The 21,623-nt window shown below is 61.8% G+C and carries 23 protein-coding genes; 14 read left to right on the top strand and 9 right to left on the bottom strand.

What is annotated here, in order from left to right:
* Positions 1 to 26 precede the first annotated feature (26 nt).
* A complete protein-coding gene (locus QWI20_RS13610) occupies positions 27 to 1,082 on the bottom strand; it encodes an Ldh family oxidoreductase (RefSeq protein ID WP_369305932.1) in 1,056 nt (351 codons plus the stop codon).
* A 198-nt stretch (positions 1,083 to 1,280) separates the two neighbouring features.
* Between QWI20_RS13610 and QWI20_RS13605 the strand changes: the two genes are divergently transcribed.
* On the top strand, positions 1,281 to 2,519 hold the full coding sequence (locus QWI20_RS13605) for an NAD(P)/FAD-dependent oxidoreductase (protein WP_369306015.1): 1,239 nt from the start codon (positions 1,281 to 1,283) through the stop codon (positions 2,517 to 2,519).
* Positions 2,520 to 2,537: 18 nt separating this feature from the next.
* Here the strand turns inward: QWI20_RS13605 and QWI20_RS13600 are convergent, their stop codons facing one another.
* The 3 genes from QWI20_RS13600 to QWI20_RS13590 form a co-directional block, all read right to left on the bottom strand.
* Positions 2,538 to 2,969: a GNAT family N-acetyltransferase gene (locus tag QWI20_RS13600; RefSeq protein WP_369305931.1), complete on the bottom strand. Its 432-nt coding sequence runs from the start codon at positions 2,967 to 2,969 to the stop codon at positions 2,538 to 2,540.
* 158 nt (positions 2,970 to 3,127) lie between these two features.
* Complete coding sequence (locus QWI20_RS13595; protein ID WP_346629863.1) at positions 3,128 to 3,394, bottom strand: PepSY domain-containing protein; 267 nt, start codon at positions 3,392 to 3,394, stop codon at positions 3,128 to 3,130.
* Positions 3,395 to 3,543: 149 nt separating this feature from the next.
* Positions 3,544 to 3,732 carry a hypothetical protein gene (locus QWI20_RS13590; protein WP_122538211.1) on the bottom strand — a complete coding sequence of 63 codons (189 nt, stop codon included), beginning with the start codon at positions 3,730 to 3,732 and terminating at the stop codon, positions 3,544 to 3,546.
* Between the two features lie 254 nt (positions 3,733 to 3,986).
* Here QWI20_RS13590 and QWI20_RS13585 point away from each other — a divergent pair, with 254 nt between their 5' ends.
* Positions 3,987 to 5,819 carry a monovalent cation:proton antiporter-2 (CPA2) family protein gene (locus QWI20_RS13585; protein WP_369305927.1) on the top strand — a complete coding sequence of 611 codons (1,833 nt, stop codon included), beginning with the start codon at positions 3,987 to 3,989 and terminating at the stop codon, positions 5,817 to 5,819.
* Positions 5,820 to 6,049: 230 nt separating this feature from the next.
* On the opposite strand, the gene glp is transcribed toward QWI20_RS13585, so the two are convergent.
* Both glp and moaB read right to left on the bottom strand, forming a co-directional pair.
* On the bottom strand, positions 6,050 to 7,264 hold the full coding sequence (gene glp / locus QWI20_RS13580; RefSeq protein WP_369305925.1) for a gephyrin-like molybdotransferase Glp: 1,215 nt from the start codon (positions 7,262 to 7,264) through the stop codon (positions 6,050 to 6,052).
* A gap of 6 nt (positions 7,265 to 7,270) precedes the next feature.
* The gene (moaB, locus tag QWI20_RS13575; protein ID WP_122538205.1) at positions 7,271 to 7,810 is read right to left on the bottom strand and encodes a molybdenum cofactor biosynthesis protein B; all 540 of its coding nucleotides are present in this window, start codon (positions 7,808 to 7,810) and stop codon (positions 7,271 to 7,273) included.
* A gap of 78 nt (positions 7,811 to 7,888) precedes the next feature.
* Between moaB and mobA the strand changes: the two genes are divergently transcribed.
* Together mobA and QWI20_RS13565 are read left to right on the top strand one after the other, a co-directional pair.
* On the top strand, positions 7,889 to 8,482 hold the full coding sequence (gene mobA / locus QWI20_RS13570; protein WP_369305924.1) for a molybdenum cofactor guanylyltransferase MobA: 594 nt from the start codon (positions 7,889 to 7,891) through the stop codon (positions 8,480 to 8,482).
* Positions 8,483 to 8,566: 84 nt separating this feature from the next.
* A complete protein-coding gene (locus tag QWI20_RS13565) occupies positions 8,567 to 8,791 on the top strand; it encodes a YgdI/YgdR family lipoprotein (RefSeq protein WP_074887297.1) in 225 nt (74 codons plus the stop codon).
* A gap of 112 nt (positions 8,792 to 8,903) precedes the next feature.
* On the opposite strand, the gene QWI20_RS13560 is transcribed toward QWI20_RS13565, so the two are convergent.
* The gene (locus QWI20_RS13560; protein ID WP_369305923.1) at positions 8,904 to 9,794 is read right to left on the bottom strand and encodes an RluA family pseudouridine synthase; all 891 of its coding nucleotides are present in this window, start codon (positions 9,792 to 9,794) and stop codon (positions 8,904 to 8,906) included.
* Between the two features lie 411 nt (positions 9,795 to 10,205).
* On the opposite strand from QWI20_RS13560, the gene QWI20_RS13555 reads away from it, so the two are divergent.
* On the top strand, positions 10,206 to 10,472 hold the full coding sequence (locus QWI20_RS13555; RefSeq protein WP_133771176.1) for a hypothetical protein: 267 nt from the start codon (positions 10,206 to 10,208) through the stop codon (positions 10,470 to 10,472).
* Between the two features lie 43 nt (positions 10,473 to 10,515).
* Here QWI20_RS13555 and QWI20_RS13550 read toward each other — a convergent pair whose 3' ends face one another.
* Positions 10,516 to 10,755 (bottom strand): glutaredoxin family protein, encoded by a 240-nt coding sequence (locus tag QWI20_RS13550; RefSeq protein ID WP_369305921.1) that lies wholly within the window; start codon positions 10,753 to 10,755, stop codon positions 10,516 to 10,518.
* Positions 10,756 to 11,015: 260 nt separating this feature from the next.
* Between QWI20_RS13550 and QWI20_RS13545 the strand changes: the two genes are divergently transcribed.
* The 9 genes from QWI20_RS13545 to QWI20_RS13505 all read left to right on the top strand — a co-directional run bounded on the left by QWI20_RS13545 (position 11,016) and on the right by QWI20_RS13505 (position 20,612).
* Positions 11,016 to 11,330 (top strand): YqjD family protein, encoded by a 315-nt coding sequence (locus tag QWI20_RS13545; RefSeq protein WP_065991492.1) that lies wholly within the window; start codon positions 11,016 to 11,018, stop codon positions 11,328 to 11,330.
* A gap of 5 nt (positions 11,331 to 11,335) precedes the next feature.
* Positions 11,336 to 11,722, top strand: a complete 387-nt coding sequence (locus tag QWI20_RS13540) for a phage holin family protein (protein WP_369305920.1) — start codon at positions 11,336 to 11,338, stop codon at positions 11,720 to 11,722.
* Positions 11,719 to 12,060, top strand: a complete 342-nt coding sequence (locus tag QWI20_RS13535; protein ID WP_192172012.1) for a hypothetical protein — start codon at positions 11,719 to 11,721, stop codon at positions 12,058 to 12,060. The genes QWI20_RS13540 and QWI20_RS13535 overlap by 4 nt, the downstream gene beginning before the upstream one ends.
* Before the next feature lie 142 nt (positions 12,061 to 12,202).
* On the top strand, positions 12,203 to 13,366 hold the full coding sequence (locus QWI20_RS13530) for an EAL domain-containing protein (protein ID WP_369305919.1): 1,164 nt from the start codon (positions 12,203 to 12,205) through the stop codon (positions 13,364 to 13,366).
* A 95-nt stretch (positions 13,367 to 13,461) separates the two neighbouring features.
* Entirely contained in the window at positions 13,462 to 14,793 is a 1,332-nt protein-coding gene (locus QWI20_RS13525) for a deoxyguanosinetriphosphate triphosphohydrolase (RefSeq protein WP_192172014.1), read from the top strand.
* Between the two features lie 310 nt (positions 14,794 to 15,103).
* Positions 15,104 to 15,493, top strand: coding sequence for a response regulator (locus QWI20_RS13520; protein ID WP_369305918.1), 390 nt, complete (start codon positions 15,104 to 15,106; stop codon positions 15,491 to 15,493).
* A gap of 342 nt (positions 15,494 to 15,835) precedes the next feature.
* The gene (locus tag QWI20_RS13515) at positions 15,836 to 16,462 is read left to right on the top strand and encodes a response regulator transcription factor (protein WP_065991486.1); all 627 of its coding nucleotides are present in this window, start codon (positions 15,836 to 15,838) and stop codon (positions 16,460 to 16,462) included.
* 8 nt (positions 16,463 to 16,470) lie between these two features.
* Positions 16,471 to 20,148 (top strand): transporter substrate-binding domain-containing protein, encoded by a 3,678-nt coding sequence (locus QWI20_RS13510; RefSeq protein ID WP_369305917.1) that lies wholly within the window; start codon positions 16,471 to 16,473, stop codon positions 20,146 to 20,148.
* Positions 20,145 to 20,612 (top strand): GNAT family N-acetyltransferase, encoded by a 468-nt coding sequence (locus tag QWI20_RS13505; RefSeq protein WP_369305916.1) that lies wholly within the window; start codon positions 20,145 to 20,147, stop codon positions 20,610 to 20,612. The genes QWI20_RS13510 and QWI20_RS13505 overlap by 4 nt, the downstream gene beginning before the upstream one ends.
* A gap of 20 nt (positions 20,613 to 20,632) precedes the next feature.
* On the opposite strand, the gene QWI20_RS13500 is transcribed toward QWI20_RS13505, so the two are convergent.
* On the bottom strand, positions 20,633 to 21,574 hold the full coding sequence (locus QWI20_RS13500) for a LysR substrate-binding domain-containing protein (RefSeq protein WP_369306014.1): 942 nt from the start codon (positions 21,572 to 21,574) through the stop codon (positions 20,633 to 20,635).
* Positions 21,575 to 21,623 lie beyond the last annotated feature (49 nt).

Raw genomic sequence — 21,623 nt, 5'->3', positions numbered from 1 at the left:
ACTGAGGCAGCCTCCGCGACGTTTCTTTACGTCGCTTCAGCGTCCAGCCGTTGACGTTTAGCCAACGCTTCCAGCCGATCAAGATCCTCTGCCGACAACGCAATCCCGTCCTTCAACGACCGCTCACGCTGACGATAGCGGCGATCACCCGGCATGCGCTGCTGGCCGACGCCGTGCATCTGCCGGACCAGCTCCTCGCTGCGCTCGGCAAATGCCTGGCCGCTGCCCTTGTCCGGATCAATGACGATGATCACCTGGCCGGTCCAGGGGGTTTGCGCACCGGGTGACTTCGACATGTCGAACTCGAAGGAGAAGTTGCCGCCGGTGAGTGCGGCGGACAGCAGCTCCACCATCATCGACAGCGCCGATCCCTTGTAACCGCCGAAAGGCAGCAGCGCGCCGCCGTCGAGAATGGCTTTAGGGTCTTCGGTCGGGTGGCCCTTGTGGTCGACGCCCATCCCCGGCGGCAGCATGCGCCCCTCTCGGGCGGCGATCTGCACGTCGCCATGGGCGATGGCGCTGGTGGCCATATCGAAAACGATGGGTTGACCGTCGGCGCGTGGCGCGGCGAAGGCGATGGGATTGGTGCCAAACAAGGGTTTTTGCGCATCGTGGGGCACGACGCAGGTCATGCTGTTGACCACGCTCAAGGCCACCAACCCCTCCTGGGCGAACGGCTCGACGTCCGGCCACAGCGCGGCGAAGTGATGGGAGTTGCGGATGGCCAGAATGGCGATCCCGGCGCTGCGTGCTTTCTCGATCACAAGGGCCTTGGCGGCCTGCATCGCCGGTTGGGCAAAACCGCCCATGGCATCGACGCGCACAAACGCTGCGCCGACGTCCTCGACCTTTGGCTCAGCCCGACCATCCACCCAGCCCGCTGCCAGCGACGACAGATACCCCTTGATGCGGAAGATGCCATGGCTGTGGGAACCGTCGCGCTCGGCGGACGCGCAGTTGGCGGCCAGCACCCGCGCTACTTCTGGCGAGGTGCCGTGTTGCACAAAGATCTGCCGCAGCAGCTCCGTGAGATCAGTAAAGGAAATCGTCCGGGTGGCCTGGCGATCGTGGGTGGAAGGCATCTGAAGCTCCGTTGTGATTATTGGAAGTGGAAGCGAAACAGAATCGGCGGGCGTCTGGAGGGCTCTTTCTGGAGAACTCTTGTTTAAGAGTAATGCGCAGCAACCAGCGGGTAAACTGCAGGCCTCGCGCAATGGCCGCCCTGCCCTCAACCGAACGAGGACCGCTCAATGGATTCGCTCACCGCTGATAGCCAGATCGTGGATTGCCAAACCGTCGTCCTCGGCGCCGGTATCGTCGGCGTCTGTTCTGCACTGCACCTGCAAGCGGCAGGCCAGCGGGTCGTCTTGCTGGACCGCGATGAACCCGGCGCCGGTACCAGCCACGGCAATGCCGGCCTGATCGAACGGTCCAGCATCGTCCCCTACGCCTTTCCCCGCGAGTGGTCGCGGCTGGCGCGCTATGCGCTGAACCGGCAATCCTCCATGCGTTTCAGCCCGACCTGGCTGCCTAAGATCGCGCCCTGGCTGTTTCAGTACTGGCAAAACTCCTCGCCCGCCAATCTGGCCAGCGCCAGCCGTGCAATGCTGCCGCTGATTGAACGCTGCGTGAGCGAGCACGACCGGCTGGCCGAGGCCTCAGGCATGACCTCGCTGATCCGCGCCAAGGGCTGGATCGAGTTCTATCGCGATCAGGCGGAATTTGATCTGGCAGTGGCCGACGCCCGCACTTATGACCGTCACGGGCTGCGTTACGAGGTGCTTGATGCGGGCCAATTGCGCGAGCGTGAACCTTGCCTGAGTGGAGCGCTGGGCGCCATTCACTGGCTCGACCCGAAAAGCGTGAGCGATCCGGGTGCACTGGTCCGTGGTTATGCCGCGCTGTTCGTCGAGCGTGGCGGCCTGTTGCTCAAGGGTGACGCGCGCAGTCTTTGTCAGCACAACGACGGCTGGCGGGTGGAAACACGCGAAGGACATGTGCAGGCGCGAAACGCAGTCGTGGCGTTGGGCCCGCAATCGACAGAGGTGACCGTTCGCCTTGGGTACCCTATTCCCCTGGGGATCAAGCGCGGTTATCACATGCATTACGCGGCAAACCCGGATACGCCGTTGCAGCACTCGATCATCGACGCCCAGGCGGGGTATGTGCTGGCGCCCATGGCGCGGGGGATTCGTCTCACCACCGGCGTCGAATTCGCCGCACCAGACGCGCCGATCAACGAAATCCAGCTGCGCCGCTGCGAAGCGATAGCCCGAAGGTTGTATCCGTTAGGCGAGCGGCTGGACGCTGAACCCTGGCTGGGGCGTCGCCCGTGTTTGCCAGACATGCGCCCGGTCATTGGGCCGGCGGCTTCCCACAAAGGGCTGTGGTTCAACTTCGGGCACGCCCACCATGGCCTGACTCTCGGCCCGGTGACAGGCCGACTGCTGGCGGAAATGATGACCGGCGCCACGCCGTTCACCGATCCCGCGCCTTACAGCCCGGGCCGATTCAGGTAAACCTCAGCACACCGCCGACTACTCTGCCTGCAAGCGCTTCTGGAAGAACAGCCGCTGGTGCCCGGGCGGATAGTCATCCAGCTGACCAAATTGCTCATAGCCATGCTTGCGATAGAACTCGGGCGCCTGGAAATCAAAGGTATCGAGCCACACGCCAACCAGGCCCCGTTCGCGGGCAAGGTCTTCGGCCATCTTCATCAACTGGGTGCCCATGCGCTGCCCCCGGGCCTGTTCAGGCACCACCAGCAGTTCAATGAACAACCAGCTATAGAGGATTCGGCCGTGCAGGCCACCGAGCACGGCATCGGTCTGCTCGTCGCGGACAAACAGCGCAAACTTTTCTGACTTGCCGTCGCCGGCCATGGCTGCGTTGTAATCCTTCAATGGCTCGAGGATCTGCAGGCGTTCTTCTTCGGAGGGGTTGGATTTGAATTCGATCCGGACACTCATGCGTCGCTTCCTGCTGACGGAAATGGGGACGGCAAGGTTGTCGGATATACAGGCGGGAGTAAAGCCGAGAAGGGTTAAAGCGAAGCAGTGCGAGGAATTCGGTGAGGATGGATGTGGAAGCCCGGGGGGCTCCCACACGCGCGCAAGCGCCGGGGTGATCAGTCTTTCTGATCGCGCAGGACGTTGCCGGAGGTGCCGTCGATGCGGAATTCGTAGGTCAGGCTGTCCGCCTTGCGGCCTTCGCCTTCCCAGTAGCCTTTGTCGTCGGCTTCGATCTTGTAGATCTCGGTGTAACCCGCCGACTTGGCTTTTTCGATCGCTTTCTCGATGGTGATCCAGCCAGCGCCCGGCTTGTCCGCCAGAGCGAACTGAGCAGTGGTCAGGGCAGCGGTGGCGAGGACGGCAGCGGTAAGTTTCTTGATCATGATTGAACTCCATTTCCCTTTTCGGGCTTTTTAAAGGCGAATTTTTGGAGTTCGTGACCAGAAAAATAGTTCATCCGGCGTTTGTAACCGCTTGATGCTGCCGCATTAGATCGCAGCGCCGACGCCGGCTAAAACGGCGCCAACGCGGATCAGCGCTTGACCTTGCGCCGCAGCACGCCGTTCAGCACCACTACGACGACAGCGACAAAGATCGCGATGTATTGAAAGGTCTTTTCGCTGAGCACGCCGGTGGTCTGCAGATGGGACAGGCCAAGCATGATCGCCAGAACGCTCAAGGCGATGATGATCGAGTAAATCAGACGCTGTTTGTTGGTCATTGCGGGATTCCTGAAAACCGGTCGAGATGTGGGGCGCGGTACAAATGTGCGGACATGGTACCTGCTCACGTCGACGCTGACACGCCACCACCCGCGCCAGGCCTGCGACGAAGCGTCTCGGTCGCTGATGTCCGTCACTTTCACGTGGTTTAATACGCGCACTTTTCAGTCGTTCAAGCGTTTTCAGGGCAGTAGGACGGGTCTGCAAAAAACGCAGAATTCTTCCTCTGCCCTCTTTCAACAAGGAGTTCCCAATGCCCCATGAAGGCAGCCTGTTGCAGGCCGCAGTCGTGTTCCTGCTCGCCGCCGTTCTCACGGTTCCTCTGGCCAAACGCCTGCAACTGGGCGCCGTGATTGGCTACCTGATCGCGGGCGTGATCATCGGCCCGTCTTGCCTGGGCCTGATCGGCGATCCGCAAAGCGTCGCGCACATCTCCGAACTGGGCGTGGTGCTGCTGCTGTTCATCATTGGCCTGGAGTTGTCGCCGCGACGCCTCTGGACCATGCGCAAATCGGTATTCGGCGTTGGCATGGCACAGGTGCTGCTAACGGGGGTGGTCATTGGCGCCGTCGCTTTGCTGGGCTTCAATCAGCCGCTCAACAGCGCCGTGGTGCTCGGCCTGGGGCTGGCGCTGTCTTCGACCGCCTTTGGCCTGCAAAGCCTGGCCGAACGCAAGGAGCTCAACGCGCCCCACGGTCGCCTGGCCTTTGCCATTCTGCTGTTCCAGGACATTGCGGCCATCCCGCTGATCGCGCTGGTGCCGATGCTGGCTGGCGGTTCCCACGATGCCAGTTCCGGCGATTCCCTGCGTCACGGCCTGCAAGTGCTCGGTGGCATCGCCATTGTGGTGGTCGGCGGTCGCTACCTGCTGCGGCCGGTGTTCCGCATCGTCGCCAAAACCAAGCTGCAGGAAGTCTCCACGGCGACCGCCCTGCTGGTGGTGATCGGCACGGCGTGGCTGATGGACCTGGTGGGCGTGTCCATGGCGCTGGGGGCGTTTCTTGCAGGTCTGCTGCTGGCGGACTCTGAGTACCGCCACGAGCTGGAGGCGCAGATCGAGCCGTTCAAGGGCCTGCTGCTGGGGTTGTTCTTCATCAGCGTCGGGATGGGCGCCAACATCGGCCTGCTGATCAACTCGCCGTTCACCGTGCTGGGCCTGACGCTGCTGTTGATCGGCCTGAAGCTGCCGCTGCTGTTTTTCGTCGGTCGCCTGGCGGGCGGGCTGGGCAAGCAAAGCGCGCTGCGTCTCGGGCTGGTCCTGGCGGCGGGCGGTGAATTTGCTTTCGTGGTGTTCAAGATCGGTCGCGATCAGGGCCTGTTCGATGCCGCGCTGTACGACACCCTGGTGCTGACGATCACTTTGTCCATGGCACTGACGCCGCTGTTGCTGCTGGTCATGGCACGCTGGCTCAAGCCCAAGGCGGTGGTCAAGGAAGTGCCGGCCGAGTACAAGGAGATCGAATCCGACAACCCGCGCGTGGTCATCGCCGGCATGGGCCGGATGGGGCAGATCGTTGCGCGTATCCTGCGCGCGCAGAACATCCCGTTCATTGCGCTGGACACGTCGGTGGAAACCATCGAGTTCACCCGCAGCTTCGGTAATGTGCCGGTGTTCTACGGCGACCCCCTGCGCCCGGAAATTCTGCGCGCGGCGAAGGTCGACCAGGCCGAATATTTCGTCATCGCCACGGACGACCCGGACACCAACATCAAGACCGCCGAACTGGTGCGCAGGCTGTACCCGCATATGAAGATCATCGCCCGGGCCCGTAACCGCCAGCACGTTCACCGCTTGCTGGATCTGGACGCCGAAGCGGTAAGGGAGACGTTCTATTCGAGCCTGGAAATGACCCGTCGCACGCTGATCGGACTGGGCCTGAGTGAAACCCAGGCGGCCGCGCGCATCGATCGATTCAAGCGTCATGACGAACAAGTGCTGAATCGCCAGCACCTGATCTACGACGATGCCGCGAAGGTCATGCAAAGCGCGCTGGAAGCCCGGACTGAATTGTCCGAGCTGTTTGAATCCGACCGGATGGACGAAGAAGCAAGTGATGCGCAGCCTGCAGCCAAGGCCAAGAAGTAGGCCAAGCGGAATTTCGACGTGCAAGATCAGGCCCATGCCACGATCACCGGCGCATGGGACCTTGTGGGAGTGAGCTTGCTCACGAAGGCAGTGTTTTGGCCGCCGGAAATGTGGAGCGAACACCGGCCCTTTCGCGAGCAAGCTCGCTCCCACACGTTATGCGGTGCGGGTGAAAACTCCCGCCCACTCCCCGCTTGTGTAATTGAGCCTTTTGAAGAAGGCTCACCTCTTCAGCCCATAACTTCGCTCAGCGGAATGAAGTTGAGCAGGTCGCCCTCCGTCACCGTCGTCCCTTCCACAATCTCGATCAGCCCGTCGGCCCAGGCGGCGCTGCGCAGCACGCCCGAACTCTGATTGCGGTAGGCAACCAGCCGGCCCTGCTCAAGGCGTCCGCGCAGGTACTCGCGCCGGTTCCCCGGTTTGGTCCAGGTGAATGCAGCAGGCACCTGGAACTGCAGCGGCTTGACGGCCTGCACGCCCAGGCGTCTGAGCAGATAGGGCCGGGCCAGCAACGCGAAGGTCACCAGCGTCGACGCCGGATTGCCGGGCAGACCGATCACCGGCACGCCACGAAAATGGCCGAAGGTCAGCGGTTTGCCGGGTTTGATCGCCAGTTTCCACAGCGCAATCTCGCCTTCTTCCCGCAGCGCGTGGCCGAGAAAATCCGCTTCGCCGACGGACACGCCGCCCGTGGAGAGGATAAAGTCAACGTTGTTCAGGCTGCCCAGCGCTGCGCGGGTTTTCTCGAGGTTGTCGGGAAGGATGCCCGCATCGACCACTTCGCAGCCCAGTCGCGTCAACCAGCTGCACAGCAACACGCGATTGCTGTTGTAGATCTGCCCTGGGCCCAGGGGCTGCCCCGGCTCGATCAACTCGTCACCCGTGGACAAAACAGCCACCCGGGCGCGGCGCACGACCTGCACATGGCCAAAACCCATGGTCGCGGCCAGGCCCAGTTCGATCGGGTTCATGACCGTACCGGCGTCCAGTACCTTGTCGCCCACGGTGGTTTCCTGCCCTTTGGGGCGGATGTTCTGACCGGTGCTCAACGGCTCGAGAAAGCGCACTGTCGCGTCCGCCTGGACCTCGGCGTTCTCCTGCATCTCGACGCAGTCAGCCCCCTCAGGAACCGGTGCGCCGGTGAAGATTCGCGCGCAGGTGCCCGGCTGCAACGGCTCAGGCGCCTGCCCGGCGAAAATGCGCTGGCTCACCGGCAGCGGCTCGCCGGTCCAGTCCGCGACGCGCATCGCATAACCGTCCATGGCGCTGTTCGGCCACGGCGGCAAGTCCAGCGTCGAGACCAGATCCTCGGCCAGCACGCGCCCTTGGGCATCGGCCAGCGCCACGGTTTCACGCTCGGTGATCGGTGCGGCGGCGGCGAGGTCCATCAATCGTTGCATAGCCTCTTCGACCGGCATGAGACCACTCATTTCAGGTGCGCTCATGGCGGCTCACCCGCGCGTCGCGCAGGGTTCGGCCTTCTTCAGGTGCGGCACGAAGTTGCACGGGCGAAAGCTGTTGTTCAACTGGTCGGCGAGAATGCCGTCCCAGCCGGTGCGCACGGCGTTGGTCGAGCCCGGCAGGCAGCACACCAGCGTGCCATTGGCCAGACCGGCAAGGGCGCGGGACTGAATGGTCGAGGTGCCGATGTCAGGCAGGGAGATCTGGCGGAACAGCTCACCAAAACCGTCCACCTGTTTGTCCAGCAGGCACGCCACGGCTTCCGGCGTGCTGTCGCGGCCGGTAAAACCGGTGCCGCCGGTGATCAGCACGACCTGCACTTCATCATCGGCAATCCAGGTCGCCACCTGGGCGCGAATCTTGTACAGGTCATCCTTGAGCAGCACGCGCTCGATCAGGCCATGACCTGCGGCGGTCAGGCGGTCGACGAACATCTGGCCGGAGGTATCGGTTTCAAAGGTGCGAGTGTCGCTGACGGTCAGAACAGCGATATTCAGGGGTACGAAAGGCGAGTCTGCCTTGGCTTTCATGAAGAGGTCCGGTTGTAGAGGAAACAGGGCGGTGTTATATCACAGCACCTGTTTTTTACCGCGCTGACCGAGCTGATCATGACCCCGTCCGAAGCCCTGCCGCCCTGCTCCATCCTACTGCTCGCCGGGGGTCAGGGCCGGCGCATGGGCGGGCGTGACAAAGGCCTGATCACATGGCGCGACAAGCCTTTTATCGAGCATTTGTATGGGCTGCTGCGACCGCTCACGGACGACCTGATCGTTTCGTGTAATCGCAATCACGAACAATACGCGCGCTACGCCGACCGCCTGGTCGAGGATGAGCAACAGGACTTCCCCGGCCCCTACGCGGGTATTCGCGCCGGCCTTGCCGTGGCGAAACATGACTATCTGCTGGTCATTCCCTGCGACATGCCGCTCCTGGATCGCGCCCTTCTCGATGGCCTGCGCCAGACCGCTGCCGCGAATCCGGGCGTACCGGTCATGGTCCGTCAGGGCGAGCAGTGGGAGCCGCTTCTGTGCTGCATTCCCACCTGTCACGCGCAGGTGTTCGAACAGCACTGGCAGGAAGGACAGCGCAGCCCGCGCCGGACCCTGGCAGAATTGCGCGCCGTCGGGTTGCAATGCGAGGCCGACGACCCGCGTCTCGCCAACCTGAACACGCCGGATCTATTGACCGAGATCAAGCCCTGAGCGCAGCAGGCAGGTTTCATGGAACTTTGCCGTTACACTCTGCGTCAGACACATCACTAAACAAAATACCCCGGAGACACAGCAATGAAACAACGGACTCTTCCTGCCGCCTTCCTGCTCGCGCTGAGCCTCGCCTCTTTGGCCGGTTGCTCTTCGCCAACGGTGATCACGCTGAACGACGGCCGTGAAATCCAGGCAACCGACGAGCCGAAGTACGACGAAGAGTCGGGCTTCTACGAGTTCAAGCAGCTGGACGGTAAAGAAACCCGCATCAACAAAGATCAGGTTCGCACCGTTAAAGAACTGTGATCCGCGCTTGATCGCGACGGTTTGAAAAGACCGCCGCTGAAAGTAAAAGACCCGCCAATCGAGCGGGTCTTTTTTTGCCTGAAATAATCGGGCCGCGCCGGCTAGAGCAGCGTTACCAATCCAGTGTGATCCGGCTCTCGAAAACCCTTTCCTCTCCCGTCACCGGATCAATGAAGCGCAGTCCCTGGGCGAGCAGTTTGAGCGGATTGGCGTAGTCGTCCACGGCATCCTTGAGCACATTTGGGTAGAACGGGTCGTTGCAGATGCCGGCGCCCAGAGCGGCCATGTGCACGCGCAGCTGATGTTTTTTGCCGGTCACCGGATACAGCGCGTAGCGCCAGAGCCCGCCATTTTGTTCGCTGACTTCGACGCGGGTTTCCGTGTTGCTCGGCCCCTCGCCTTCCTGCATGCGGAAGAACGGTTCGCCGTCGACCAGCCGGCTTTTGTGAACGCGCGGGAACGCCATGTCCGGGAGCGCAGGCGCGATCGCTTCGTAGCGCTTATCAATCTGCCGGGTCGGAAACAGCGCCTGATACGCCGACCGTGTTTGCTTATTGGCCGAGAACAGCACCAGGCCCGCCGTGTGCCGGTCGATGCGGTGCAAGGGCACCAGGTCGGGATTGTCGAGGGTGCGAATCAGTCGCCGCAGCAGGGTCTGCTCGACGTACTCACCCGCCGGGGTGACGGGCAAAAAATGCGGCTTGTCGGCGACCACCAGATGCTCGTCGGCGTACAGGATCGACTCCTGCACCGGGATCGGCGTTTCGTTGGGCACTTCGCGAAAGTAATGGATACGCAGGCCTTCGCGGTACTCAAGGTCCACCGCGATCGGCTGGCCGTCAGCGTCGAGCACCTTGCCCCGCGCGATCCGGTCCAGCCACTGCTCGCGGCTGATGGCACTGAAGCGCTCGCACAGGCACTCAAGCACCGTCGGCCAAGGCCCGGGCGGCAGATACAACGTGCTGGCTTGACGGTGAGCGGCGGTAAACACAGGTGCGGGCATAAACGGCTCAGAATAAAAAGAGTGATGGCGGCAAGGCTGGCATTATCTACGCCGAAGAATCTTTGCGCGACCGGGCAAATAACAGTTTTGCCGGAAGGCTCTAGCACGCGCTACACAGAAGTGCGCGACGTTATGTCGCACGGAAATCCGGCGCCAGTTGTCTGACAACCACAGGTCAGCGCTGGATGCGCAAATTGATTTGTCCTAAAATGTTTCGAAATCGGCATGCAGGCGCGAATCCGAGCGGACACGAGCACCCTCGTGATCGAAATCGAAAACGCCTGCCAGACCTGAAACTCATAAAAAGAAAGCCCGTCATCGACGGGCTTTTTTCGTTTTCAGGATTTGTACCGCGCACTGAGCGCTGCTGCCGGCCACTGATTTCCTTTCGCAACTTTTGAGGTTACGCCCATGCTGGTTCAATTCTTTCAATGGATCAAACGTCTCTCCACCGGGACTTCATCGCAGAACGATGAAAACTACTCCCAGTCCTTTTCCAACGAAGACCATGACGTGGGTCGCTGGACGTTCATGTCGGTGTTCATCGTGCTCACCCTGAGCCTGTATATCGTCGCCGGCCTGGGCTACTACGCCAAAGTGCACGTCTGGGACGGCATGACCGACGAGCAGAAAGCCGCCGTCGCTCAAGCCATGGTGGTCGACACGCAATACCTCTGAAGCCGATGTTGAAGCGGGTGGTCATGCCCTGATCACGTGTGCTTCAGTCACTCAGAAACAGCACGACCTGATCGGTGTCGAACGGCCAGTCCAGTTCGGCACCGGTGTCTGCCCGCCTCAGCACGGGAATCCTCAGGCCATAGGTTTCGTAGTGCGCCTCGCGCTCGGCGATGTCGACCAGCTCCACCATCAAGCCGTGTTCCACCAGCGGCATCAGTACGGCCTCGGCCACCTCGCACAAATGACACCCCAACGTTCCGAACAGCTGACATTCCGGTGGCATGGCTCGGCCCCTCTGTGGTTGCGATTCCAAGGGTTGGATCGACAAGTCTAGAACCGGCCGCCCATACCGTCGAGTCCGCGCTCGCGTCCTGATGTTCCTCGAATCGCCCGCCCACACTGGAGCGCGTCGTACGGCCAGTGCACCGGAACAGCGCAGAACCGCTTCAGGCGAAACGGTGGCTCAGTTGACGCGATTGGAATGAACCTTCAGGAATGCGCCATACTCGAAACCCCATATCGTCATCCCCTAAGGAGAAAACCATGGCTCGACCTACAGCAGAAAAAGCCCAGGACATTTTGATGTCTGACTTCCAGACGCTGGTTGCCGATACGGAAAAACTGCTGGCGCACACGGCCTCTCTGGCCGGTGAACAGGCTGACGAGCTGCGTGAGCAGATTCGCGAAAGCCTGCTCCGTGCCCGCGAGACCCTCAAGTTGACCGAAGAAACCCTGCGCGCACGGGGCAAGGAAGCGGTCATCGTCACTGAGGACTATGTCCAGAACAATCCATGGCAATCGGTAGGCATCGCAGCTGGCGTCGGCTTCCTGCTGGGCCTGCTGGCCACCCGGCGCTAACGGCCATGACGCAGCCGACAGGTCCGACCGGGACCGATCAATCCTCTTCGCCACGGCGGTTGGGTGCGGCCTTTCTGGGGCTGCTGCACACACATGTCGAGCTGTTCGGCATCGAGCTTCAGGAACAGAAGGCCCGCACGGTCAGCCTGCTGCTGTTCGCAGGCCTGGCGCTGGTTTTCGCGTTGCTGCTGCTCATCGGCCTGTCCGCGCTGCTGCTGGTTCTCGTCTGGGACAGCTATCGCCTCTACGGGATCATCGGCTTGTGCGGGTTCTACACCCTGGCGGCGATCTTCTGTGCAATGCGGCTCAAGGCAGCTGTATTCGATGAGTCTTCACCCTTCCATTCGACCCTGGAAGAACTGGCTAACGACCGCGAGCGACTGATGCCATGAGCACACCTCAATTGCCCCAGACCCACAATCGTCGCGAGCTGCGCAAGGCGCTGATCCGCCTGCGCATGGAGATGCACCGTCAAGAGATTCGTCAGGAATCCTCGCGATTGATGCATCCCCTGCAACGCATGCGCGGCATGGCCTCCGACCTGCCCGGCTCCCTCGGCATCAAGCATGGGCCGCTGTGGGGCGTCGGCGTCGTCACCCTGCTGGGATTTCTCACCGGCAAGGGCACGCGCAGCAAAAAAACCGGCAGCGTTACCCGGCTGATCAAGTTCAGCGCAACCGTTTTGCCGTTGATCAAAATGGCCCTGCAGAACTCGTCCCGCCGTCGCTAAACACCTTCTGGCTGCATTCTTGCTAACAAACCCCGCCTTGCCCAATATGCGTATCGGGTGAGGCGACGGTGCTTGTCGAACGAACACCCGCAGCCAATCCCTCGCCAACGCCACTCCACTCAATCGCCACTAAGGAGGCCATGTGTTCGATGGGCAACCCCTCGCCTGTTTTCAGCCGTTCATCGACACCGCGACCGGGCGCATCGCCGGCATTGAAGCCCTGGGCCGCCTGCGCCAGGCGGATGGCAGCCTGCAATCGGTCGGCCCACTGTTTGCGGATCCGCGGCGCCCGGCCGTGCAATTGCGTCGGCTGGACCGGCAGGTGCGCGACAATGCCCTGAGCCGCTTCCATGAGGCGCCGGGCGACTGGTTCCTCAGCCTGAACATCTCCCCGCGCTGGATCAGCCGCCTGCGCCCCGATGAATCGCCACCCAGCCTCAAACAGCTGCAGAGCTATGGGATCCCCGCAGAACGGATCGTTTTCGAAATCACCGAGTTGAGCGGCGACGGCCAGCGCCTCAATGAGGTAGCGGCCCGCTACCGCGATGCCGGCGCACGCATCGCCATCGATGATTTCGGCGCCGGCTATTCGCAGCTGGACCGGGTGCTGGCATTGCAACCCGACATTCTCAAGCTCGACATGCGCCTGTTTCAGGCCGCAGCGCGGGGCGGCCCCAGCAGCGATGTGGTCAAGGCCCTTGCGCAGATGGCGGAGAAAACCGGGTGCTGGATCATCGCCGAAGGCGTCGAAACAGAAGCCGAACTGGACTTCGCCCTCGAATGCGGATCGCGTTATGTCCAGGGCTATCTGTTCGCCCCGGCGCAGCTGGATTTCTTCGCAGCCGATGCGTTCGTCGACCGCTTCGCTGCCCTGCGCGATCGCTACGTGATGAAGAAAGTCGCCGAGCGGGAACAGCTGATGGCCCTGCGCAGGCAACTCACGCAATTGATGTCCCGGCTGCAGCGCTGGGCCGAAGGCAATGCGCCGCTGAGTGATTTGCCCCAGGTCACGGACTTCCCGTGGCTATTGCGCTTTTATCAGTGCGACCGCCACGGCACGCAGCTCACGCCCAATCTGGAGTGGCGCAACGGGGCGTGGACCGCGGACGCCCGGTATCTGGGCCATAACTGGTCCTGGCGGCCCTACTTCTATCACCTGCTCGCCGAGGGCTGGCACGAGCGGCGCCTGACGCTGTCGAGCACCTACCGCGACGCCACCAGCAATCAGTACTGCCTGACGGCCGGGCAGTTTTTCGACAACGGCGAGCGACTGTTACTGATCGACGTCGACGCGGCCGGGTTTTGATCAGGCTTCTTGATCCCGCGTCGGCGATCTTGTGCTTGCAGCGTGCGGGGCGAACCGGGAAGCTAGCGCGGTAATCACCCGACGGAGTACCGGCCTTGGATTGGCAAACCCTGCTCACCCGCGAGCGCCTCGGCAAGACCCTGCACAGCCCTGAAGAATTGGGGCGCAGCCCGTTCCACAAGGATCACGACCGGATCATTTTCTCCGGCGCCTTTCGCCGTCTTGGCCGCAAGACCCAGGTTCACCCGGTCACCAGCAACGACCACATCCATACGCGCCTGACCCACTCGCTGGAGGTCAGCTGCGTCGGCCGCTCGCTGGGCATGCGCGTCGGCGAAACCCTGCGCAGCGCCCTGCCCGACTGGTGTGACCCCAGCGATCTGGGCATGGTCGTGCAATCGGCCTGCCTGGCCCACGACATCGGCAACCCGCCGTTCGGCCACTCCGGCGAAGACGCCATTCGCAACTGGTTCAAACAGGCCGCCGGCCGTGGCTGGCTGGACGCGATGAGCGAGGTCGAGCGCAATGACTTCCTCAATTTCGAAGGCAATGCCCAGGGCTTCCGCGTCCTGACTCAGCTGGAATACCACCAGTTCGAAGGCGGCACGCGGCTGACCTACGCCACCCTCGGCACCTACCTGAAATACCCGTGGACGGCGCGTCACGCCGACTCGCTGGGCTACAAGAAGCACAAGTTCGGTTGCTACCAGAGCGAGCTGCCGATCCTCGAGCAGATCGCCGGCAAACTCGGCCTGCCGCAGATCGAGGACCAACGTTGGGCACGGCATCCGCTGGTGTACCTGATGGAAGCGGCCGACGACATTTGCTACGCGCTGATCGATCTCGAAGACGGCCTGGAAATGGAGTTGCTCACCTACGACGAAGTGGAGTCGCTGCTGCTGGGTCTGGTGGGCGATGACCTGCCGGAGACTTATCGCCAATTGGGGCCCAATGACTCCCGCCGTCGCAAGCTCGCGATTCTGCGGGGCAAGGCCATCGAGCACCTGACCAACGCCGCCGCCCGCGCGTTCGTTGAACAGCAGGACGCGCTGCTGGCCGGCACGCTGCACGGTGATCTGGTCGAGCACATGCACGGGCCGGCCAAACGCTGCGTGCTTAATGCCAAGGACATGGCGCGCAAGAAGATCTTTCAGGACAAGCGCAAGACGCTCCACGAAATCGGCGCCTACACCACGCTGGAGATCCTGCTCAATGCGTTCTGCGGCGCGGCACTGGAGCAATTCGGCGGGCATGACCTGTCGTTCAAGAGCCGGCGCATTCTCGATCTGCTCGGCAACAACGCGCCCGACCCGAGCTGGCCGCTGCACACGTCCTTTCTCCGGGTCATCGATTTCATCGCTGGCATGACCGACAGCTACGCCAGCGAAATGGCCCGTGAGATGACCGGGCACTCCAGCCCCGTCTAGGGGCGCCTTGTAGCGGTCCCGCCGTTTCGAAAGCGCTGGCAAAAGCCCGAATCAGGCCCTGAATCAGGGCCCGGATTCGGGCCTTTGTCGTTGGGGCTTCAGGCAATCCAACAGCAACTTCGGATATTTCCTACACAACCGTCGGAATACCCTTATCGCTGGTCGTACATCCCTGCCGAATAATCCGCGCCATTCCGAGCCTTGGGACAACTCGACCCATTACCTCCCGAAAACACCGCTCGCCCTGCGAGCGCGCCGCCGGCCCGCCTTCAAACAGCGGCGCTCACTTCCCCTACGTCTGGAACCGCCGATGTTCACTAAAGATTTCCGAATCCTGCTGGTAGAGGATCATCCGTTTCAACTGATCGCCTTGCAAATCCTGCTGAACAACCACGGCCTGTACCGCATCACGCCGGCGCTCAATGCCAGCGAAGCACTCGGGGCCATGGAGCGCAGCGCCGAACCCTATGACCTGCTGCTCTGCGACCAGCGTCTGCCCGGCATGTGCGGCCTGGAGCTGATACAGACGGCGAATCAGCGCGGGTTGATCCAGCGCGCCGTGCTGCTCAGCGGCCTCGATGCCGATCCCCTGGCGACCCTTGAGTTGGAAGCCAAAGCGATGGGCCTGCCAGTGCTGGGGTGCCTGAGCAAACCGCTCAACACCCTGGAGCTGATCAGTCTGCTGTCCGCACCTGCGTAATGTTTGTATCTGTCAGCACTCATCGAGTGCCACTGCCGAGTGCGCATTTCTGACGTGCCGTTGATATCCGGAAAGCGACGTTTTTAAAAATGTAGGCACAGTTTCGCGAATGTGTAGGGTTATTCCGATTCGAAATAAACACGCGCGTTTAAATGCATTTAATTCAATGGTAACTGCAGTTACGCATTAAACATTCATGACCGCTGCGTGCATCCATGTACGCACATACGCTTATTTCTGTAGGAACATTCCTATATAGCGCTTCGGGCATGATCTCCTTATGTGCGCCTTGAACATCTGAGATAAGGTGCGCGCTTTCTTGCCACCCGTTATGGATTGATCATGAACTCAATTTTTATTATCGACGACCACCCGGTCATACGCATGGCCATACGCATGCTTCTGGAAAACGAAAATTATGAGGTGGTCGGAGAGACCGACAACGGCGTCGACGCCATGCAGATGGTCCGTGAATGCATGCCCGACCTGATCATCCTCGACATCAGCATCCCCAAGCTGGACGGGCTCGAAGTCCTCGCCCGCTTCAACGCCATGAACCTGCCCTCAAAGATTCTCGTGCTCACCGCTCAGGCGCCGAGCCTGTTCGCCATCCGATGCATGCAGTCGGGGGCCTCGGGTTATGTGTGCAAGCAGGAAGACCTCAGCGAACTTGTCAGCTCGGTCAAGGCGGTATTATCCGGCTACAATTACTTTCCCAGTCAGGCCCTTGCCGCGTCGATCAAAAAAGAGGGTGACCCCAACGAGCTTGAGCGCTTCAAACTCGTCAATGACCGCGAACTGATGGTGTTGCAACTGTTTGCCCAAGGGCGGACAAACAAGGAAATCGCCAAAGGCATGTTCCTCAGCAACAAAACGGTCAGCACTTACAAAACCCGATTGATGCAAAAACTCAAGGCCAAGACTCTGGTAGAACTTATCGAGATGGCAAAACGCAATTCGCTAGTGTGAGAGACAGGATGCCAAAGGCGTTAAAGGACTATTGGATAGCAGCCGTGATGGTCTGCCTGGGCTTCGACACCCAGGCAGATCCCCTGGCGCCGGAACGCTACACGCTGCTGAGCCGCTCCAACCCTGCGCACATGGACGTGACGCTGGAGCGCGCCCAGTGGCAATGGGTGCGCAACAAGCGCGAGCTGGTGGTCGGCACCTCCGCGCCGGACTATCCGCCTTTCGACATGACCCTGACCGGGCACGACTATGAAGGCTTTACCGCCGATTACGTCGGCATTCTCGGGCGCGTACTCGACCTGCCGGTCAAGGTCCTGCGTTTCGCCAGCCGCGACGAGGCGGTTCAGGCGCTGAGCAACGGCGAAATCGACCTGCTGGGCAGCGCCAATGGCTATGAGGCGGCGTCGCGCGGGATCGTGCTGTCCACGCCCTACGCCGTTGATCAGCCCGTGCTGGTGACCCGCGCCGGAGAAACCCGGCCCTTGAGCGGCGACCTCAACGGTTTGCGCCTGAGCATGGTTTATCACTACCTGCCGCCCGACGAAATCGCCGCGCTGTATCCCAAGGCGCGCCTGCAGACCTTCCCCTCCTTCCAGAGTGCGATCAACGCCGTGGCCTTCAACCAGGCCGACGTGTTTCTGGGGGACACGATTTCAACCCACTACGTGATCAACAAGGGCTATCTGAACAACGTGCAGATGGCCAATTTCGGCAAGCACGAGGCAAACGGTTTCAGCTTCGCGGTGGAGGCGTCCAACCCGGTACTGCTGGACATCGTCAATCGGGTGCTCAAGGGCATTCCGGTGGAGGAGCGCATCGCCATTTCCAAACGCTGGGGCGCCGGCAGCGACCTGATGCTGACCGACCAGAAGCTGCAGCTCAATCAACGGGAAGAACGCTGGATCGCCCAGCATCCGACCGTTCGCGTGGTGTTCAACGAAGCCTACGCGCCGCTGACGTTCTTTGATGCGGCCGGCAATTTCAGCGGCGTCACCGCCGATTTGCTCGAACTCATCCGCCTGCGCACCGGGCTCACCTTTAAAGTCAGCCATGCCGCCAGCATGAACGACATGACCAATCAGTTGAGCCAGGGCCAGGCCGACCTGATCGGCGCGATGATCCCCAGCGACGAGCGCCAGAACCGCTTCAATTTCAGCCGTCCCTACATGGACAACGTGTTCGTGCTGGTCACGCGCAAGGAAACCTCGGCGCCCTCCAATCTCGATCAGCTGGACGGCAAGCGGGTGGCGCTGGCCCTCAGCAGCCCGATCCTGCCCTTCCTGCGCGACCACCACCCGGGCATTTATCCGGTGGAGGTCGACAACCCGGCGCAAGCCCTGGACATGCTCGCCCACGGCCGGGCAGAGGGCGCCATCACGTCGCTGTTCAGCGCCAGTTATTTTCTGTCCTCCCGGGCGTTGAACGACACGCTGCAGATGCGCGTGACGGTCGGGCAGGAACCGGCGCGCATTGCCATGGCCACATCACGCAATGCCACCGAGCTGACCTCGATTCTTGACAAGGCGCTGTCGAGCATCGCCCCGGAGGACCTGGCCGCGATCAACAATCGCTGGCGCACCTATACCCCGCCAAGCAGCGGCGCGTGGCACGACTATGAGCTGTTGATCTACCAAATCATCGGCGGCGCCAGCCTTTTGCTGTTGGGCTCGCTGGCCTGGAACGCCTGGATGCGTCGGCAGATCAAACAGCGCGAGCGCGCCGAGCGGGCGCTCAACGATCAGTTCGAATTCATGAGCGCGCTGGTCAACGGCACGCCTCATCCCATCTACGTCCGCGACCGCGACGGCCTGCTGAAAATGTGCAACGAAAGCTACCTCGCCGCCTTCGCCGAGCGGCGCGAGGACGTGATCGGCAAAAGCATTCTGGACGGTGTGCTAAGCGATACCGAAGAGGCCCTGGGCTACGTCGAGGATTACAAGCGGGTCATGGCCGACAACGAGCCGCTGATTCTTGATCGCTCGCTGCACATCGGCGGCCGCGAGCTGACGATCTACCACTGGATCCTGCCGTTCCGCGACTCCCTCGGCAAAGTGCAAGGCATCATTGGCGGCTGGATCGACATCAGCGAACGGCGGCAATTGATCGAGCAGCTGCAGACGGCCAAGGACCTGGCGGACGATGCCAACCGCGCGAAAAGCACCTTTCTGGCGACGATGAGCCACGAGATCCGCACGCCCATGAACGCCGTCATCGGCATGCTCGAGCTGGCCCTGAAGCGTGCCGATCATGGTCACCTGGACCGCCCGGCCATTGAAGTGGCCTACAGCTCGGCGAAGGATTTGCTGGAACTGATCGGCGATATTCTCGACATCGCGCGCATCGAGTCCGGCCGATTGAGCCTGAGCCCCGAGCGCGCCAATTTGCGCCAATTGGTCGAATCCGTGGTGCGGGTGTTCGATGGCCTGGCTCGGCAAAAAAACCTCACGCTGGCGCTGGATCTGGACGCGCGAACCAACACGGACGTGCTGATCGACCCGCTGCGCTTCAAGCAGATCCTTTCCAATCTCATCAGCAATGCCATCAAATTCACCGAAATGGGCCAGGTCAAGATCAGCCTGCAGACCGAAGCCGGCCGCAGCCCGCAGCAAATGCGCGTGCAGGTGGTGATTCACGACAGCGGCATCGGGATTACCGAACAGGACCAGCAGCGGCTGTTTGCGCCCTTCGCCCAGGTCGATCAATCAGGGCAGCTGGCGCGCACTGGCGCAGGGCTGGGTCTGGTGATCTGTCGCAGTCTGTGCGAAATGATGGGCGGAAACCTGACGCTGAGCAGCCGTCCCGGGGACGGCACGCGAATCGAGATGACCTTCGAATTCACTACCCTGGAGCCGCTCGATGCGAAAAGCATTGCCCGCGAAGCGGCACCCCACGCCTCGGGCCAGCTGCACATCCTGATCGTCGACGATCACCCGGCCAACCGCCTGCTGCTGTTCGAGCAACTGTGCTTCCTCGGGCATCGTTGCGACATGGCGCTTCAGGGCGCCGAAGCCCTGGAGCGCTGGCGTGCAGAGCGGTTCGATCTGGTGATCGCCGACTGCAACATGCCCGTCATGAACGGCTACGACCTGACGCGGGCCATCCGCCAGCTGGAGCAAACCGAGGCACGTCCGCGCTGCACCGTGCTGGGCTACACCGCCAATGCGCAGCCGGAGGAAAAGCAACGCTGCCGTGATGCCGGCATGGATGACTGCCTGTTCAAACCCATCAGCCTGACCGCGCTGAACGACCGCCTGAGCAAGGTCATGCCGCTGCGAGCTTCGCCTGCGTCGGGCACGCTGTCTGCCTCTCCCGTTCAGCCGCCCCAGGCTGTGTTCGATCCGCACACCATCGAAGCGCTGACCGGCGGCAGGGCCGACATGAACGAGCGGTTGCTCGCTCAACTCATCGCCAGCATTCGTCAGGACCGCGCCGAGCTGAACGCGACCACGCGCCCGGAGCAGCTGAAAGACATCGGCCACAAGGTGCGCGGCGCCGCCAACATCATTTCCGCGACGGCTGTTATCGAGGGCTGCGAAGCGCTGGAGGCGGCCTGCGAGACCGAGGCGCCGGCCGCCACTATCGGCGAGCGGCAGTCAGCACTTTATGAGGCGATGGGCGCGCTGGAGCAGGCGTTGGTGGCTTATCGCGGGAAAGCGCTTGTGCCCCAGGCGGGGACGCAGACATGAAGCTGATGCCAATGACCGCCGCTGATTTTCAGGCATTTGCTGCCCGCTCGGTCGCCGGGTATGCCCGGGATATCGCGCGCACCTACGGATTGTCTGAGGCGCCGGCCGTCAAAAGCGCCAGCGCTGACTTCAACGACCTGTTGACGGAGGGTCTGGAAACCGAGGGACATTGGTTCTATAGCTTATGCACTGACGAAGGCGTTGAGGTGGGCAGCCTGTGGCTCGGCGTCGTGGAGGACCCGCCGTTGCCGGCGACGCTGTTCATCTACGACCTGGAGATTCATCCGGCCTTCAGACGTCAGGGTTTGGCCAGGCAAGCACTGATTGCTGTCGAAGCATGGGCCATTGAGCGCGGCATTCTGCGTCTGAAGTTGAACGTGTTTTCCGATAACCGTGCAGCGCGGAGGCTGTACGAAACGTCGGGGATGGCTGTCTGTGAAATGACCATGGGCAAGGATTTATAGCCGCCCATGTGTGCCCCCGATCACCCCGGCCCGGTAGCAGAATCGACGCTGCCGTAGGGCGCCAGGTGTTCGCTCAGGTACTTCAGCAGAATGCTCACTTTCGGCAGCGCTTCTCGGGTTTTCAGCCAGACCAGATTCATCGGCAGTCCATCGGTGGCAAGCTCCGGCAGCACTTCAACCAGCCGGCCTTCGTTGAGGTGGGTTTGCACCAGCCAGGTCGGCAATTGCGCGATGCCATGCCCCGCCAGCGTGGCCGATACTTCGCCCTCCCCGTCGCCGACGGCAATGCGCGGATGAATGACGCGCCGCTCCTGATCCCCCGGCACGCGCCCGCGAAAATACCAGGGCCCGACCTGCCCGTCGGACTGGCCGTAGGCGATGCAATGATGATGCTCAAGATCGGCGTCCGTCTCGGGCCGACCGTGCTCGGCGATGTAACTCGGCGCGGCGCAGAACACCAGTCGCTGAGCGCCGATGAAACGATGCCCCAACCCCGCCGCCCATGCATCGCGCCCGCCGATTCTGACCACGATATCGATGCCTTCATGCACCGGGTCGATGAACCGGTCGGAGAACGAAATGTGCGGCTGCAGCAGCGGGTATTCCCTGACGAAATTAAGGATCAGCGGCAACACGTGGAGACGTCCGTAGGAGGCCGGCAAATCAATCCGCACACGGCCATGGGGCTCATGCCGCTCCGATGCGAGCGCCAGCTCGGCTTCTTCGAGATCAGCCAGCACGCCGCTGCAGGTGGCGTAGAACTTCACGCCGGCTTCAGTGAGGGCCAGGCGGCGCGTGGTGCGATTGAACAGGCGCTGGCCCAATCGCTGCTCCAGGCGGGCAATGCTTTTGCTGACCGCCGATGCCGTCAGGTTCAGTTTCAATGCCGCGTTGGCGAAGCTGCCGAAATCAGCCACCGCCACAAATACGTCAATGCCCTTGAGACGCTCGGATGAGAACACGGCCATTACCATTGCTGAACTGAGTTCGCGATAGTAAGTCATTTATGTC

This window comes from Pseudomonas sp. W2-17 (assembly GCF_041060445.1).
Classification (GTDB): Bacteria; Pseudomonadota; Gammaproteobacteria; order Pseudomonadales; family Pseudomonadaceae; genus Aquipseudomonas.
The sequence above is the reverse complement of the archived record's forward strand: the minus strand, read 5'-3'. Positions and strand labels throughout refer to the sequence as shown.